Annotated in this window: 8 protein-coding genes; 7 read left to right on the top strand and 1 reads right to left on the bottom strand. The window is 58.5% G+C overall.

The genetic code is table 11. From position 1 onward, the window contains the following. Positions 1–176: 176 nt before the first annotated feature. Positions 177–8,315, bottom strand: a complete 8,139-nt coding sequence (locus FNT36_RS18270; protein WP_233636034.1) for an FG-GAP-like repeat-containing protein — start codon at positions 8,313–8,315, stop codon at positions 177–179. Between the two features lie 500 nt (positions 8,316–8,815). Between FNT36_RS18270 and FNT36_RS18265 the strand changes: the two genes are divergently transcribed. The 7 genes from FNT36_RS18265 to FNT36_RS18235 all read left to right on the top strand — a co-directional run bounded on the left by FNT36_RS18265 (position 8,816) and on the right by FNT36_RS18235 (position 17,808). Then, positions 8,816–9,070, top strand: coding sequence for a hypothetical protein (locus FNT36_RS18265; protein WP_144850602.1), 255 nt, complete (start codon positions 8,816–8,818; stop codon positions 9,068–9,070). Between the two features lie 656 nt (positions 9,071–9,726). Next, entirely contained in the window at positions 9,727–10,701 is a 975-nt protein-coding gene (locus tag FNT36_RS18260; protein WP_144850601.1) for an NADP-dependent oxidoreductase, read from the top strand. Continuing rightward, positions 10,698–11,603: a helix-turn-helix domain-containing protein gene (locus tag FNT36_RS18255; RefSeq protein ID WP_144850598.1), complete on the top strand. Its 906-nt coding sequence runs from the start codon at positions 10,698–10,700 to the stop codon at positions 11,601–11,603. Before FNT36_RS18260 ends, FNT36_RS18255 begins: the two co-directional genes overlap by 4 nt. A gap of 259 nt (positions 11,604–11,862) precedes the next feature. After that, on the top strand, positions 11,863–13,161 hold the full coding sequence (locus FNT36_RS18250; RefSeq protein ID WP_144850596.1) for an esterase-like activity of phytase family protein: 1,299 nt from the start codon (positions 11,863–11,865) through the stop codon (positions 13,159–13,161). A gap of 192 nt (positions 13,162–13,353) precedes the next feature. Beyond that, a complete protein-coding gene (locus FNT36_RS18245) occupies positions 13,354–13,962 on the top strand; it encodes a GDSL-type esterase/lipase family protein (protein WP_144850594.1) in 609 nt (202 codons plus the stop codon). Positions 13,963–14,016: 54 nt separating this feature from the next. Beyond that, entirely contained in the window at positions 14,017–14,745 is a 729-nt protein-coding gene (locus FNT36_RS18240; protein ID WP_144850592.1) for an esterase family protein, read from the top strand. Between the two features lie 285 nt (positions 14,746–15,030). Next, positions 15,031–17,808, top strand: a complete 2,778-nt coding sequence (locus FNT36_RS18235; protein WP_233636033.1) for a TonB-dependent receptor — start codon at positions 15,031–15,033, stop codon at positions 17,806–17,808. Position 17,809 lies beyond the last annotated feature (1 nt).

Below are 17,809 nucleotides of genomic sequence, written 5' to 3'. Positions count from 1 at the left end.
AGTAGCTTTTTTGCATGAGGTAGGAGTATCCGGTTGTGTGCGTAGGTGGGGCGGGTGGGATAGTAGGTTTCAGGCCCCACCAGTAGAAAGCCCAAGTTACTCAATTTGCTGTAAGGAGGTAAGACAATCTAGTTGCTAGCCAAGTGGCCTTACCCCCTTATTTGCCAAGTACGCAATTAATAAACAAGTAGCTTATAACTACTGATGTGTCCGTTCAGCGGCAGACACAAGTGATACATGCCCGCTGGTAGAGCTGCGATGTCCAGTGTCTGCTCGCCGTTTGCGCTTAGGTGCATCGGCTGTTCCAGCACGAGTTGTCCGATGCCGTTGTAGAGGCGCAGCGGTGAGGCAGTAGCCGCTGCTGCGCGCATGCTGGCAGGCACGGCCAGCACAAACTGGCCGTGGGCTGGGTTAGGGTAGAGAGTGACCAGTGAGGCAGGTACGGCGGCCGTCGTAGCTAGCGCCAGCGCCTGGTTAAGCCGTATGTCGATAAAGCAGGTGCCGGAGACTGCCTGCGCAGTCGTAAAGTCTAAGTCGCCGTCACCATCAAAATCACCCATTGCCAAGCGGGTAGGGTTATAGTGCACAGCTACTGCCTGGTTACCGGACCAAACACCCTGGCCGTTGTTAAGCCGAACCAAGACATTCCCGCTGGTGCTGCTTACGGCCAGCACGTCTAAGTCGGCGTCGGCGTCTACGTCGGCTAACTGCACCTGAACTAGGCGCTGGCCAGCAAGCTGATACGGCGTGCCACGGGCGAAACTACCCGCTCCGTTATTGAGCATCGTGATTAGCCCTGCATTCGAGTAGTTGTAATCATTATAACCAGCGACGATGTCGAGGTCACCATCAGCGTCGAGGTCACCTAGCGCCACGCCAATTACCGTGTAGGCCGTGCCTACCCCAGACCCCTCGGTAAAGGCGCCTTCCCCATCGTTCAGGTACACGTGAACCCCGCTAACCGTACTGGCGGTGACGGCATCGAGGTCGCCATCGCCGTCTACGTCACCTAGGGTAACCATCACCGGATTTGATGCCAATAGCGAGCTGGTAGTAGGCAGCAAAAATCCCTGGCCATCATTAAGGGCAGTTCTTAGGGTACCGTAGCTCAGCTCTAAGGCTAATAAGTCGAGGTCACCATCAGCGTCAAGGTCGCCCAACGCAAACCGAGCGCTAGGTATGCGTACTGGCTGAGCAGCGGCAAATGTCGCATTACCATTATTGAGGCACACAGTGAGATTACCGCCGCTGGTGGTCGCCACTAGGTCCAGGTCGCCATCGCCGTCGAGGTCGCCTAGCTCGGCATACACGACGGCTTGCGTACTACCCGTGTTGATGTAAGTACTTGGGGTGAAGGTTGCCTGTCCATCGTTGAGCAGTAAGCGCAAGCCATAGCCGGTAGCATCCTGGTCTGACGTAAGTAGGTCGAGGTCGCCGTCATTATCCAGGTCGCCTGTAACTAGTGCATACGTGTAGCCCATCACGGCCACCTCGGAGCCAACCTTAAAAGAACCCCGCCCGGTGCCTCCCACAGCAGCGGTAAACTGATGCACCTGCGGGCGCACGGCTCCGCCGGTGGCCGTGAGCATGGTGCCGGGCAAACTCACGCTCAGCTGCTCGCCAGGCGCAAAGTCCTGAGCAGGGTCAAATGTGAGCGTAGGGGTGTCACCCCCGGTAAGTGCACCCGGCCGTCGGCCGCGTAGCTGGTTGCCAAATACCCGCAGGTTGCCGGCTGTGGCCGTCGTGATAGCCTGATTGCTAGTGAAGCTAATTGACTGGCTGCGCGGGGCGGCTATAGCATTGCGGCCCGGCACAAACCCGGTTAGCAGAACGGGGGTTAGCACTGTAAAGTCGGTAGCTGAAGTAGCCGTGCCACCCAGCGTATGTACCGTGAGCCGGCCGGTACTGGCTCCTACAGGCACCTTCGCAATGAGTTGCGTAGCCGATACCACTTTATAGTTAACGGCCGACACGCCGTTGAACTTCACTGCCTTTACGTCTAGAAAATTAACCCCTGTGATGGTCACGCTCGTGCCCTCAATACCGCGAGCCGGCGTGAAGCTGGTAATGGCCGGCGTGGGGTAAAGACCATTAAGCAGCACTTGGTGGTAGGGGTAGGTTTGCAGCAGGTCGAGGTCGCCATCGCTATCAAGGTCCAGTAGCTGTGGGCGATAATATTGGTAGGGTATAGTAAACGTTTGGAATACACTGCTAAAGTTGCCTTGGCCGTTGTTGAGCCGCACTTCGCCCGTCAAGAAGTTGGGAGCCAGAAGTACCATATCCAAGTCGTTGTCGGCATCTACGTCACCTAGTACCACGCTCTCCATTGCCCGACCGGCCCAAAAGCCAGTAGCTGTAAAGCGGCCTGTCCCATCGTTGAGATTGACGCTAACCCAAGCATTCCCGAAGCCACTCACCGAGTAAGCTGTTTCGCCCCAGCCCATAAATACCACATCGAGGTCGCCATCCCCATCCACGTCCCCTACTTCCGACACATGAAAAAAGCCATACGGCACCCTCAAGGTAGCAGGCGCGGCTGTCCAATGGCCCAGCCCGTCGTTGAGCCACAAAAAGCTTCCAATGCCTCCTACCCCGGCGCCAATGGTCGTGAACAGGTCTAGGTCGCCGTCATTGTCAAAGTCAGCTACGCGCAGTTGACTTACAGTATCATAGCCATAGGGATAAATCAGGGTGTCAGCGCCGCTATTGCTGTCAAATTTCCCGTTGCCATCGTTGTAGCGTACGCTCAATGTGGCAGCATAGTAGCCGCTGTTTACGGTAAGCAAATCCAGGTCGCCGTCGGCGTCGAGGTCGGCTAGCGCTACTCGCTGGGGGGCGTCGCTGACGGGTACGCTGGTGGGCCCTGCAAAAGTGCCACTGCCGTTGTTGAGGCAAATGCTCACTAGATTATTTAGCTTGTCGGTAACAGCCAGGTCCAGGTCCCCGTCACCGTCCACATCGCCTAGGGCCATATTACCCACCGAGCCGCTAGTATTGGTATAGCTCAGGATGACTGTGCTGGGGCCGTAGGTAGCGGGGCCGGTACTGCGCCGCAGCAGCACGTTGTTGTAATCTGCTTGTAGCAGGTCTAGCCAGCCGTCGCCGTCTACGTCACCCATAATCGTAGCGAGCGAACCGCTTGATATCGCTGAGGGAGTTGCAAAATAGCCCTGTCCTGTGCCGCCCACAGCCGCGGTAAACTGAAAGGCTCGCTTTGCTACCCGGCTGTTACCTAAGGTATAGCCCGGTATGCTCACGCTCAACTGCTCGCCGGGGTCATAGGCTTTGGCAGGAGTAAAACTGAGGGTAGGGCTACCCATCCCACTGCGGCTGCCCGCCAGCAGCCCACCTCGGCGCTGACTAAATACTGCTAAGTTGGCAGCTGTGGCAGTAGGCATCGCCTGGCCGAAGGTTGCCAGCACGGCCGTAGTGCGCGGCACTGTTGCGTAGGGGCTAGGGCTGAAGCTACTGATGGCCACCGGCTCCAACACCGTAAAAGCTGTGGCCGACGTAGCTGTACCGCTGGCATTTACTACTTGTAGCGAGCCAGTGCGAGCCCCGGCCGGTACGCGCACCACGATGCGAGAAGCAGTAACGAGAGTGAAGTCGGGCGCCGCCACGCCACCAAAGGAAATGCTGGTAGTACCTACTAGGTCGGTGCCGGTAATGGTAACGGTAGCGCCCGGTAGGTCGGCCTCTGGCGCGAAAGAGGTAATAGTTGGTACAGCTAGGCGCTGATTCAGTAATACGTGTACGGGGTAGCCAGTAGCGTTGGCAACTAAACCATCGAGGTCTCCATCCCCATCGAGGTCAGCCAGTAGCGGGTCGTGCGCTACACTGGTGCTGCCTAGGCTCACGCGCTCAGTGCCACTGAATTGGGCCAGCCCGTTGTTGCGACGCACATCCAGCTCCCCGCTAGTGGCAACGACTAAGTCGAGGTCGCCATCGGCATCGAGGTCGCCTAGTGCGACCCCATTACCGGCCGGTACGGGCTGACTGCTACCAAAGCTACCCAACCCGTCGTTTAAAAATAAGCTGCCATTATTGGTAACGAGGTCCAAGTCGTGGTCGCCGTCCAGGTCGGCCAGTAGTAGTTGGGTTAATCCGTTAGGTCCCGCGGGGGCAGCCGGTCCCACCACAAAGCTGCCAATGCCAGTGTTCAGCCCAATGCTCACCGAAGCTGCCGTTATGCCCTCGCTAGTCACTACAAAGTCTAAGTCACCATCGTTATCTATATCACCTAGTGCAAGGCCCACTGGCCGGCGACTTACGGCCGTGCCTAGCCCTACTGGAAAGTGGCCGGCTCCATCGTTGAACAAGGCATAGACGCTGTCACGGGCGTAGTTCGGAACCAATAAATCGAGGTCGCCGTCGCTGTCGAGGTCGCCCACGGCTAGGTCGCGCACATCATCAGAGAGTCCCGCAAGGAGTGGTTGCTCCGTTAGGCCTCCGCGCCCATCATTTAAATAGAGGTGGCCGTTAGTAGAAAGCAAATCAAGGTCGCCGTCGGCGTCTACATCAGCTAGGGCCACCTTGCGCGGATTACTGCCCGGAAACAGCGAATAAAGGGAGCTGTCAGGAAACGCGCCTTCACCATTGTTGTAGCGCACCCTTCCGGTGGTTGTGGCCACGTCAGGGTCGCCATCGCCGTCTATATCGCCTACGGCGAAGCCATAGCGCGAGCCATAGGCTGCTAGCGAGCGGCCCACGCCCGGTAGCAGTAGCCCCGTACCGGTGCCCGCCGTCGCTACGGTAAACTGGCTAACTTGGTGAACCGCTTGGCTGCCGGTGGTGCTTGCTAGGCGGTCAGGAATGACGAGGCTAACGGCCTCACCCGCTGCTAGCGGGGCAGTAGGCGTGAAAGTCAGTGTGCTAGTGCCGGCGCCCGTTACCGTGCCGGCTAGTCGGCCACCCTGCCGGCTGCCAAATACGCGCAGCTCACCGGCCGAAGTTCCGGCTACAGGTTGTGAAAAGCGGACGCTAATGGCCACTGGCCGGGGTGCACTTACCGTATGGCGGGCGGGGCTTAGCGCAACTACATTAAGTGGCTGCGTTACGGTAAAGAGGCCTGGGGCGGCTGCTGTGCCCCCGGCTGCCTGCAGCACTACGGCGCCAGTAGTAGCGCCAGGGGGCACCGTGGCTACCACTTGCGTAGCGGATAGCACCGTAAAGGAAGGAGCTGGTACGCCGTTGAAGGTAACGCCAGTAGTTAGCTGCACATTGATGCCAGTCAGCAATACACTACTGCCTACGGCGCCGCTGCTGGGTGTCAAGCCGGTCAAAGTAGGCGGTGGGCCAGGACGATTAAGCTTAATCCGCACGACGTTATACTGGTCGTTGGTAAGCAGGTCGAGGTCGCCGTCGGCGTCCATGTCGGCCAGAGCTAGCCAAGAGGGTGAGTTAATGCCCGCGTCAGTGGTAGTTACCAACTGCGGAAAAGCCCCAGAGCCATCATTGAGGCCCACGCCAGCGTAAGACACCAAGTCGAGGTCGCCGTCGGCATCGGTATCGGCTAGCGCTAGGCAAGGCGCGGCTAGGGCCAGCGTAGCTAGAGGAGCCCTTAAGTCAAAATTGCCGGTGCCCTTATTGGGCAGAATAAGCACCTGATTTGAGTAGGCCGTATTCACCGCTAAGTCGAGGTCCCCGTCATTGTCTACGTCACCTAGGGCCAGGTGGTAGGCATAGTGGTATAGCGGCGCGAAGGGTGCGCCACTGAAGCTACCGGAGCCGTCGTTCAGGTTTACCCCAATGCCTTGGTAGCCACCTACAAGGCTGCCGCACAGCACAAGGTCGAGGTCTCCATCATTGTCCACGTCACCTAGGGCCAAGTCGGTAGCGGCCCCATTAAGCGATGAATAGAGCGGGGTGCCGAAGCCACCACTTCCATCATTAACCAACACAATAAGCGTTGAGCTATAGGTACTAAGTAAGTCAAGGTCTCCATCTGCATCCACGTCGGCGAGCGCCGTTAGCTGGGGGGTGGATGTAAATGGCACCGTATTGCCTTTGGCAAAAGCGCCGTTGCCAGCGTTGAGCCACAGCTGATAGGTCCCACTATTAGTTTGCACCACCAGGTCAAGGTCACTGTCGTTATCCACGTCGCCCACTACCAGGCTAAGCGCGCGGCCTGCTAGCGTGGGGCCGTTGGTGAAGGTGCCCGTTCCGTCGTTAATGTAGAGCTGAACCCCAACTGTGTAGTCTGGCACGGCCAAATCTAGGTCGCCATCGTTGTCAAAGTCGCCAACCCGGCCGGGGTAGGTGCTGGCTACGTTTAGAGTGCTGGTAGTGAAAAAGTCATGCCGCCCCGTGCCGCCTACTGCGGCCGTAAATTGTACTACTTGCCGGGCAACAGCATTGCCATCAGTGCCACGTAGGCTACCCGGCAATGTCACGCTTACTACCTCCCCGGGAGCGAAGTCCTGCGTGGGGTCAAACGTAAGCGTGGGGGTGCCCGCCCCCGTGAGCCCGCCTCGGCGCCGCCCCTGTAGTAGACTGCCTACCACCCGCAGGCTGCCGGCCGTAGCCGCCGTGATAGGTACCGTGAAGGTAGCTGCTACGTTGGTGGTGCGGTCTGCACTGCGGCTATTGCGAGCCGGCGTGATACCCGTCAGTAGCACCGGCACCGGCACGACAATGGTAAAGGGGGTAGGGGACGTAGCGGTGCCAGCTTCATCAGTTACGACCGTTACTAGTCCCGTAGTAGCTCCAGCGGGCACGGTCGCATCGAGGGCAGTGCCGCTGCCATTCAGCACAAAGCTTGTGGCAGCCAAGCCATTGAAGTACACGCCCACCACGTCGGTCAGATTCGTGCCACTAACCGTAGCTGTGCTGCCCACCGGCCCAGTTGCCGGAGTAAGTGCACTGATAGTAGGAGCGGGGAGCGCAGGGGGTACGCTGGCATTTAGGCTTAATATAACTTGGCCCCCACCATCAGAAGTGATAAGGTCGAGGTCAAGGTCACCATCCACATCGCCCAGCACTACGCCTACCGATACGGTGGGGCTAGCTAAGTCGCGGCGTAGGCGCAGGGGTCGGGCTTGCGCTGCGAGGACACCTGCCGTGTTTAAAAAAGTCACTACCCGTCCGCCTGTGCCCTGGGCCACCGCGAGGTCGAGGTCGCCGTCGGCATCTAGGTCGCCAGTGCGCAGGCCAGTTGGCGTGCTGCCGGCCGGCAGCGCCAGCGTGGTGGTGCCTGTGAAGCCGCCGCTCCCATTATTGAGGCGCACACTTACGCTGGCGGCGCCAGTGTTGGCCGTTAGCAGGTCTTGGTCACCATCGCTGTCCAAATCAGCCAAGACCAGTTCGGCTGGCTGAGAACCTACCGTCACAATGTTGTAGCCGCCAAACGCGCCATTCCCATTATTGCGGCTGATGTGAACCTCACCCAGAGCTGTGCCAGCAGCGCCAGGGTGGGTAGTTAGCAGGTCTAGGTCACCGTCGTTGTCTATGTCGGCCAGGGCCACGGCTGAAGGTCTACTGCCTATGCCAATGGTACTGGTCTTGGTGAATAGTAGGGGTAGGCTACCCGTATTATACCACACGGTAACCGAGCTGGACCCGGCATTAGCCGCTACAAAGTCTAGGTCGCCATCGCTATCCAGGTCGCCCGCCGCTACGCTTACCGGTTGGCGACCTACTGGCGCATTCTGGGCCCCGGTTATGGCATCGATAAAACTGCCGGTGCCATCATTGAGGCACACGGAAACGGTGGCATTGTCAGCGTCGCCTGCCAGCAGGTCTAGGTCCCCATCTTGGTCTACGTCGGCCAGGGTTAACCCACTAGGCGTTTGTCCGGTGAATAGGCTGGTTTTAAAAATGAATTTCCCAGCTCCAGTATTTAAAAGCACGCGGCAGCCAAAGAGCGAACCGGTCGTCACGAGGTCTAAGTCCCCATCCCCATCCAAGTCACCCAATGCTTGGTCACGGTTGCTGGTGTTGCCTACAATAAGCGTATCTAGAAAAAAGCCGCGGCCGGTTCCGCCAGTAGCCGCAGTGAACTGGAACATCTGCTGAGCCACGGTCGCACCGCCAGTGCTGGTGAGGGAGGCTGGTACGCTCACGCTTACTAGCTCGCCTGGGGCAAAAGGTTGGTTTGGCGTGAAGGTGAGCGTGGCTGTGCCACCCCCAGCTACACTGCCAGGGCGTTTGCCACCTAGCAGCGCACCATACACCTTCAGGTTAAGAGTAGTCCTTATTGCGATAGCCTGTGAGAAGCTTACTGTAACGTTCGTGTTGCGCGCAACGGCTACCGAGTGCCGAGCCGGCTGCCGACTGGCTACCGTTACCTGGGCTTTAACAACTGTACTTAGCAGCACAAGGGCTAATAAGAATAAGCCTCCTTGCCCGACATGGGTAATTTTTTTTGGTAGCGTTCGTAAGTGATAAAGAATAGGAGTAAACAGGTGGGTCAAGCGTTTATACAAATAAAAAGTGAAGTAATGCTACCAGTAAGTAATTAACCCACAAGTAGGTGCGAAGAAAGCGGCGAAAGCACGAATTTCTATAATCCCATCTTTTTATTTGGGTGCATTGGGTCCCACTAGAGCTAGCGGTAACGCGAGTTTTCCGCTCAGGGCCGCACAAGCATAGCATGAAGACGTAAACAGGTAGCAGCTACTGACTAGTAAGCGGTAGCTGCCATTAATCGAAAGCCTATCTTCTACCTAGAGTATAAGACCGCCTATATTCACGCATGCTTTCCATTCGCCTTCTTTCCTGCCTAGTCGTGGCGCACGCACTGACTGCATTCAGCGTATGCCTTGCCCAGCAGCCGTCCCCTTCAAAGCCAGTTCCTACAGCCAAAGCTCGCATTCAATTGGGCCGTTGCGACCAGCAGGTAGTGTATAACTTGCCCGCTCAGCGCTTCGACCAAACCGCTCAGGCCATCGCCCGCGCTACGGGCTGCTTTATTCGTTACCCAGACAAGTCTCTAGTCAATGTGCCCGTGCAGCCGGTGCGCGGCCGGCTCACGCGCCGCCAAGCCCTGCGCGTAGCGTTGCGCGGTAGTGCCTTGCGCATTGTGCGCGAAACGCCAAATCTGATGGAAGTCGCGCGCGTACCAGCCCACTAGGTATACCGCACCGATAAGAGAAGTATAATTGGTAGTGCAGCTATACAGGCTCAAGGCGTCGAACCAGTCACTTCGAGGAAGCTCTCAGCCGACGCTGTTGCGTAGCTAAGAGTGAATTGGGCAGTGTGCTCACTAGTAAAGCGTAGGGTTGCGGCCACTGTATCGTAAAGATTGAAGCCGCGCTCTGGCGTTTTCGTGCCGATGGCATGCTACAGTTGCTCGCTTCTTAATGGTGATAAGAAGGCGAAACTACTGGCAGGAAAGGCATCTGATGACCTAGTCAAATTCAGTTGACTCGACGGCCGTCAGACGAAAAGTCTAGGCCTTTGCAGACTTCACGCAGTGCCAGTAATGTGCTCGCCAGATTCCTAGGGAGCGTGATGAGACAAAATGACCCTATAGCGACTAACCTCGACAGGATAGGAATTGTATCAGCCTTCTATATTTGATGCCGTGCGCTGGTACGCTATGTGCATCGCCAGCCGAGGCATTTGCTAACTAAGGCGCTCGCTCTTATTGCACCAGGCCATCCGGTAGAGAAGGGTTAATAGCCACTTGCTTTCGGCATTTTGGCTGAAACAAAGGGCATTTTGACTTAATCGGCCTTGTAAGCGCAGGGGACCTTTGTATCGTCAATAAAACGAAAACAACTCCCTATGAAAGCGGTAAGAATTCACGCCTTTGGCGGCCCCGAAGTGTTAATGCTGGAAGACGTGGCGCGGCCAGTGCCGGCGCCCGATGAGATTTTGGTGCAGGTGCAGGCCAGCGGCGTAAACCCAGTAGACTGGGTGGTGCGCGAAGGCGGCAACGATGCGCTACGGTCTTTCCTGACCTTGCCCCTGACCCTAGGTTGGGATGCGGCCGGTATCGTGGCCGAAGTGGGCAGCGATGTCACCACACTCCAGAAAGGCGATGCCGTGTACGGCGTCCCCAACTTTCCTGGCGATGGCAGCTACGCCGAGTACTGCACGGCCAAAGCCAGCCAATTTGCCCGCAAACCTAGCAGCCTGAGCTTCGTGGAGGCGGCGGGCGTGCCGCTGGCCGGCCTCACGGCCTGGACGGGGCTTTTTGGGCACGGCAAGCTCCAGCCTGGTCAGCGCGTGCTTATTCAAGGGGCTTCGGGTGGGGTAGGTGGCTTTGCGGTGCAGTTTGCCAAAGCCAAGGGAGCCTACGTGATAGGTACCGCTTCGGCTGGCAACCTAGGGTACCTGCGGGAGCTGGAGGCCGATGAGGTGATTGACTACCGCAGCCAGCAGCTAGCTGACGTAGTACGCGATGTGGACGTAGTGCTCGAAGCCTCGCCCTTGCGCGACAACGCAGAGCGCCTCAAAGCGGTGGCCGTGCTGAAAGACGGCGGCATCTTCGTGAGCGTCAATACCGATTTCCCGTTTGATGAAGAAGTGCTGGCCGCGCTAGCCCAGAAGCACGCCACCGGCGAGCTGGCGGCCAACCAGCCCCGGCAAGACTGGCTAACTGAAATCGCCCAGCTCATTGACGCCGGCCAGGTGAAGGTGCTTATCAGTAAGGTATTTTCGCTGGCGCAAGTGGCCGAGGCCCACCGCGAAAGCGCCACTTGGCACGTGCGGGGCAAGCTGGTGCTGGCAGTAACTAAAGTAGATGAGCCGCAATGAGACACTTCAAAACGATAAGCGAATTTTATGCGTTTTTGCAGCTGCCCCCGCCGCAGCACCCGCTGCTCAGCGTGCTAGACGTGAGCACCGTGCCGCACCGCGATGACGAAGCCCTGCCAATGCACCTGGATTTTTATTCGATTTCGGTGAAGCGGATGCGGAATGTGCACTCCAAATATGGGCAGCATTCGTTCGACTTCAAGGAGGGTGTACTGTCGTTTATGGCGCCCAGCCAGGTGTTTAGCATGGGGGTAGTCAACAAAGACGAGGCCGTAGAAAAATCGGGGTGGGTGGTGTACATCCACCCCGATTTTATCTGGAACACGCCGTTGGCCACCACCATTAAGCACTACGATTTCTGGGACTACTCGCTCCACGAAGCCCTGTTTCTATCGGCCAAGGAAGAAGCAACGGTGCTGGCTATCATTCAGACGATAGCACAGGAGCACAGCGCCAACCTCGACCGCTTTAGCAAGCAAATCATCGCCTCGCAGCTCGAAAGCCTACTGCACTACGCCGACCGGTTTTACCACCGTCAGTTCCTGACCCGCGACAAAGCCAACCACGAAGTGCTGGAGCGCGTCGAAGCTCTGCTTGATGCCTACTTCGATAGCGACGACCTAGTGGAAAGAGGCTTGCCCACGGTGCGCTACGTGGCCGAGCACCTACACCTGTCGCCTAAATACCTGAGCAACCTGCTGCGCGTCGTGACCGGGCAAAACACCCAGCAGCACATTCACGCCAAGCTGATAGCTAAAGCCAAGGAAAAGCTATCGACCACCACCCTCACTGTCAGCGAAATTGCCTACGAACTGGGGTTCGAGCACTTGCAGTCATTCAGCAAGCTATTCAAAACCAAAACCAGCCTATCGCCGCTGGAATTCAGGTCTTCCTTTAACTAAAAGCCTTTGCGGTGTTTCCTTGTGAGAGGAATAAGGCAGCTGCCTAAATGCTTATGAGTGAAGCATGTTAAGTGGCTAGCTAAAAATTAGGAGGGCGCGTCATGCCGGATGGGGGTTCGTTGTGGCTGCACCAAGCTTAGGCTAGGGACTATCTTTTTTACTTAGGGTGGCCACGTGTAAAAGCGTAGCCTAGCAGCAACACTGAGGAAATATGGCTGGCCGACTTTCGCGGCTTGATTTTCTGCTTACTCCTCCCAAAATGCAAAAGAAGTACTTGGCGCTAACCCTAGTAGCGGCTGGCGCCGCTTTGGCCGGCTGCCACAAAGACGATGTAACGGCCGCCGTGGAATACCCGGCGTATGCCGAGGCAACCAGCCCTAGGGTGCTTGCCACGGCCCCCAATGGCACGGTGCTGTACAACGGTGGCTTTGGCTCGTCGATAGCTCCCGACCCTAACGACCCCACAGTTTTTTACCTGCTCACTGACCGGGGGCCGAATGCGGCTGGCGTGGCGGCCAACTCCATCGTGTTTGGCAAGGCCGACTTTACGCCGCAGATTGGCAAGTTTCGGATGAAAGATGGCCAGCTGACGCTAGAGCAAACCATCTTGCTGCAAAATGCGGCTGGCCAGCCCCTTACTGGCTTGCCTAACCCCGCAGGCCAGGGCAGCACCGGCGAAACGGCGCTGGGCCTCAATGGCCAGCTCCTAGGTACCAGCGCCGATGGTATCGATTCGGAAGGGCTGGTGCTGGCCCCCGATGGTACTTTTTGGGTGAGCGACGAATATGGGCCGCACATCGCCCACTTCGACGCTACGGGCAAGCAGCTCGAGCGTATCAATCCCTTCGGCAGTGGCCAGGGTGGGCGCACGTTGCCACTGGTGCTGGCGCGCCGCCGCCCCAACCGCGGCATGGAGGGCCTCTGCCTCACGCCCGATGGCAAAACGCTGGTCGGCCTCATGCAGTCGCCGCTCTACAACCCCGCGGCGGTGGTGAGCTCCACGGTGCTGCGTGTCGTGACCTTCGACCTGGCCAGCGGCGCTACCAAGCAGTACGCCTACTTGCTGGATAACCCCAGCCTGACCGGGTGCAGCGAGGTGGCGGCCATCAGCAGCACGACTTTTCTGGCCCTGGAGCGCGATGGCCTCTACGGCGGCAACTCGACCTCGCCGGCTACTTTCAAGAAGGTATACAAGTTTGATTTGGCGGGAGCTACCGACATTTCCGATGCCAGCAACACCGCCGCGGGCAAGCTCTACGGCGGCCTCACCGTAGAGCAGCTAAAAGACCAGGCCGGGCTAACGGCGGCCGGCGTAGTACCCGTAACCAAAACGCTGGTGCTCGACCTGCTGGGGTCGGCCATCGCGCCAGTATACCCGCACGACAAAGCCGAAGGCCTCGCCCTCATCGGCGGCGACCGGCTAGCCATTTCCAACGACGACGACTTTGGCGTAGTTGATAACGGCGCCAACGGCTTTGCGCCTAAGGTGCTACCCGCCACCGGCAAGGTCGATGTCAACCGCATTTACTTCGTGAAGCTGCCCACACCCCTGCGCTAAGCGAGCCAAACCCGGAGCCGCCGAGAAGTGCGCGAGTGCCAACCGGCCCGCTGCTTTTCGGCGGCTTTTTGACAGCTACTAACCTAGCTCCTAGGTACTACAGTATAAACATAATAGCCACGCAGGCGTGATAGTTAGGTAACCCAGCGGGGCGACCTTTGCTACTCACCCGACCTAGCACCAGATACGTGTATGCAGTGGTATGAAGAGGAGGTGCAGCGCTTGGCGCAGCTGCCCGTAGCGGCGACCGAACGGCTCAAGGTGGTGTTCTACGGCAGCTCCACCTTTACCCGCTGGCTTAGCTTGGGGGTTGATTTTCCACAGGTGCAGGCCATTAATCTAGGTTTTGGGGGCTCGACGCTGGCGGCGTGCGCGTGGTTTTTTGAGCGGGTAGTGCCCCGGCAGCAGCCAGCTGCGCTGTTGGTTTATGCCGGCGACAACGACCTCGGCGACGGCCGCACGCCTGAGGAAGTGGTGCTGTTTTTTGAGCAGCTAGTGGCCATCAGCAAGGCGCAGCTAGGTAGCATTCCCTTCTGCTTTGTATCGATTAAGCCCAGCCCAGCGCGGCTCTACTTGCGCGAGAACATTCAGTATGCCAATGCCTGCATTCGGCAGCGCATCGCGGCCCTAGGGCCGCCCTACTATTTTCTGGACCTCTACCCGGCTATGCTCGATGGGCAGGGCAATCCGCAGCGCGGCTTGTACGAGGCCGATGGGCTGCACCTGTCGCCGGCCGGCTACGCCTTGTGGCAGCAAGCCATAGCCCAGCAGCTCGGGCATATGGGGCTGCTGCCTACCTAAAGTCAACGCCGAAACGGTTTTGCTTTCGCACGTATCTTATTAATCATAAGCTGTATGCGCCGCGAGTATCAACAATGGTGGAGCCCAGCCCTAGGTCGGCCGATGGAGCTACTGGTATTTGGGCACGCGGGGGCGCGGGTGCTTTTCTTTCCGACCCGCAAGGCGCGTTTTTTCGACTACGAAAACTGGGGCGTAGTAGAAGCGCTGCGGCCTCGACTGGAGCGCGGCGACCTACAACTCTACTGTCTCGACAGCGTCGATGCTGAAAGTCTGTATTGTCCGGCCAAGCACCCGGCCGAGCGCATCAGGCGGCACTTGCAGTACGAGCGGTACCTGCTCGAAGAAGTGCTGCCCCTGACGCACCACCGCAACCCCAACTCGTGCCTGATGGCGGCTGGGTGCAGTATGGGCGCTTTTCACGCTGTCAATTTCGCGTTTCGGCATCCGCACCTGTTTGCCAAGGTGGTGGGCCTGAGCGGGCGCTACGACCTGACGCAGGCCATGGGCTGCTTCCGCGACTTATTTCAGGGCTACGTCGACCATGAGGTGTACCTGAATACGCCCAACCGCTTCTTGCCTAACCTCAGCGATGACTTCTACCTAGGGCACCTGCGGCGGCTCGACATCAAGCTGGCGATAGGGGAGGAGGACGCTTTTCTGGCTGATAATTACTTCTTGGACCAGCAGCTGTGGGCCAAGGGCATTGCGCACCAGCTACACATCTGGGCCGGCGAGGCGCACACCCCGCCCGCCTGGCAGCAGATGGTGCAACTCTATCTGTAAGCTTATAGTCACCTGAGTAGGATGCAATTAGTGTCTGTGCTAACGGCCGTAAAAGCTCCTAGGCTATCGCAATGTTACGCAAGGCTGGTGTGCGTAATAAAATGATAAATATGCTGATTTAATGCAATTTAATATCGTGTGAGAATCTTTGAGGGTGGTTGACGATTGGTTTTGTTATGCAAGCGGTAAGGCAGGAAGCATTTTGGTAACATAGCTTGCTTGGTGGCCTAGAAGGGGTGAATGGAATTTTGCACTAGCAAAAATGCTATTCTTAATCTGCCCCTAATGAGTCGTTTCTACTCAGGTTTCTTTGGCTTATTATTTTTGCCGCTCGCGGTGCAAGCAGGCACCATTAAGGGGCGCGTGACCGATGCCCGTACCGGCGAGCCGCTGGTGGGCGCGGTGGTGTACCTGCAAGGCACCAGCTACAACGGCCAGGTGCAGCTCGATGGCACCTTTAGCCTGCGCAACGTGCCGGCCGGCGAGTACGAGCTAGTGGGCCAGTTTGTGAGCTACCAGACGCTGAGCCAGCACGTGTCGCTCACGGAAGCCCAGCCCGACCAGACGCTGAGTTTGCGGCTGCGCGACAAAAACAACGCCTTGGAAGAAGTAGTGGTGCAGGGCCGCCGCGACCCCGAGGGCGAAAACGCTGCCCGGCGCGTCGAGCAGGTGGCCCCGAGCATCGTAAACGTGGTGTCGGCCCAGGCCATCCAGGTTTCGCCGGATATTCAGGTAGCCAACGTGTTGCAGCGCGTGTCGGGCGTGACCCTGGAGCGCAGCACCAACGGCGACGGGCGCTACGCCATCGTGCGCGGCATGGACAAGCGCTACAACTACACGCTCGTCAACGGCATTAAGATTCCGAGCCCCGACCCCTACAACCGCTACGTGCCGCTCGACATCTTTCCGGCTGACTTGCTACAGCGCTTGGAGGTTACCAAAGCGCTCACGCCCAGCATGGAAGGCGATGCTACCGGCGGCGTGGTAAACATGGTGATGAAAGATGCACCCGCCGAGCGCACCCTCACGGGGCAGCTGGGCACCGGCTACGGGCAGCTGTTTTTCGACCGCTCGCTGCTGAGCTTCGACCGGGGCGCCATCAACCGCGACTCGCCGGCCGACCGCAATGGCAGCGACTACCAAGCCAAGACCAGCGACTTTCCGTGGGCCAGCTTCAGCCAGAAAACGGCCCGGCCTAACCTGCTCGGCAACCTGACATTTGGCAGTCGCTACGGCAAGGACCAGCGCCTAGGGGTGCTGCTGGCCGGCTCGTACCAGGGCCAGACCCGCGGCTCGGATGGCTACTTCTACGAAACGGGTATTACCCAAGACAACTACCCCGTGCTGCGCACCCTGCACGTGCAGCAGTACTCGACCCGCCAGGAGCGGCTAGGGCTGAATGCCAAGCTCGACTACCGCCTCGACAGCCGCAATACGCTGCGCTTCTACGGCATGTACTTGCAGCTCGACGAGGCCCAGGCGCGCTTTGAAACAGACACCACTTACAAGGGCAACGCCCGCCCCGACGTGGACCGCCGCCTGCGCTCGCGCTTGCAGCGCCAGGGCCTCGCCAATGGTACACTGCAGGGCGAGCACCAGCTCACGGAAAAGCTGTCAGCGAGCTGGTCGCTGGTGTACTCGCGGGCCACCAACAACGTGCCCGACGTGACCGAGCAGGACCTTAAGCTGACCTCGGCCGGCAACCGCTACCAGGATGTGAGCCGCATCTGGCTCGACAACCACGACCAAGACAAAGCCGCCTACCTCAACCTGAAGTACACCCTGGCCGAAGGCCTGGAGCTGGGCCTAGGTGGCCTCTACCGCGACAAGGACCGCACCAACCGCTACCTCAGCTACCAGCTGCGCGCCTCGGGCCAAACGGCGGTGAATGAGCAAGATATCAACTCGGAAGCCTACACAGTGTTCAACCCACAGGGCATTTATGTGGGCAACAATAACTACTCGGCCACCGAGCGTATAGCCGCTGGCTATGGCCAGGTGCGCTTGGTGCGCGGGGCCTGGGAAATCCTGGGTGGCCTGCGCTTCGAGCACACCAACCAGCAGTATGTCACTAGCTTGCCGACTACCGAGGCGGCTTACAAGGGCCGTCAATTGTACCCCGACTACCTGCCCAGCCTGCACCTGCGCTACGCCTTGAGCGCGCGCCAAAACCTGCGGGCGTCGTACTTCTCCTCTATCAGCCGGCCCAGCTTTTTCGAGCTGACGCCCCACAACAATGCGGGTAGTGTGAGCGAGAGCAACGTGTACCCCGAGGCGGGCAATCCTTACCTGCGCCGCACCCAAGCGCAGAACCTCGATTTACGCTACGAATTCTTTGGGGCCGGCAACGACCAGGTGATGGTGGGCGCATTTTACAAACGCCTGCAAAATCCGATTGAGTACGCCCTCACCAACCCCCTGCAGTACGACCCGGCTACTGGCCAGGTAAGGCCCGCTGCTAACACCACCGCCGTGGTGTACCAGCCCATCAATGCGGGCACGGCCACCAACTATGGCTTCGAGTGGGTGGGCGTCAAGTTCTTTGGCCCGATTGGGCTGTCGACCAACTACACCTTCACAGTATCAGAAATCACGACCAGCAAGTCGCGCAACGCCACAGCTGGCGACGCCAGCCTGAACGTGATGCAAAAGCGCTCGCTACAAGGCCAGTCGAAGCACGTGGGCAACGCTTCGCTGCTTTACAAAAGTCCGCGCCTAGGTCTCGATGTGCAGCTCGCCTACGTGTACACGGGAGCGCGTATCGTGCAAGTGGGCCAGTTTCTGGGCCTCGACTATTGGCAGCGGGCACAGTCGCAGCTCGACTTTTCGGCCGAGAAGCGCCTCACCCCAGCCGATAAGCGCTTTGGGCTGACTGCTTACGTGAAGGTGCAAAACCTGCTGAACACGCCCTACCAGGTTGACATCTTGGCTCCCGGCGCGCCGGCCGCAGCGGGCAGCCCGGCCACGGTCACCTATCCCTTCCAGGGCAATGCCGACCGGGTATCGGTAGTGAACCAGACTTATAAAGCTTACTACCTGGCGGGGCTGCGCTTTCGCTTCTAAC

Source organism: Hymenobacter setariae (assembly GCF_007713685.1).
Classification (GTDB): Bacteria; Bacteroidota; Bacteroidia; order Cytophagales; family Hymenobacteraceae; genus Hymenobacter; species Hymenobacter setariae.
Note: the sequence above shows the minus strand (reverse complement) of the source record. Positions and strands in the feature narration are given on the sequence as shown.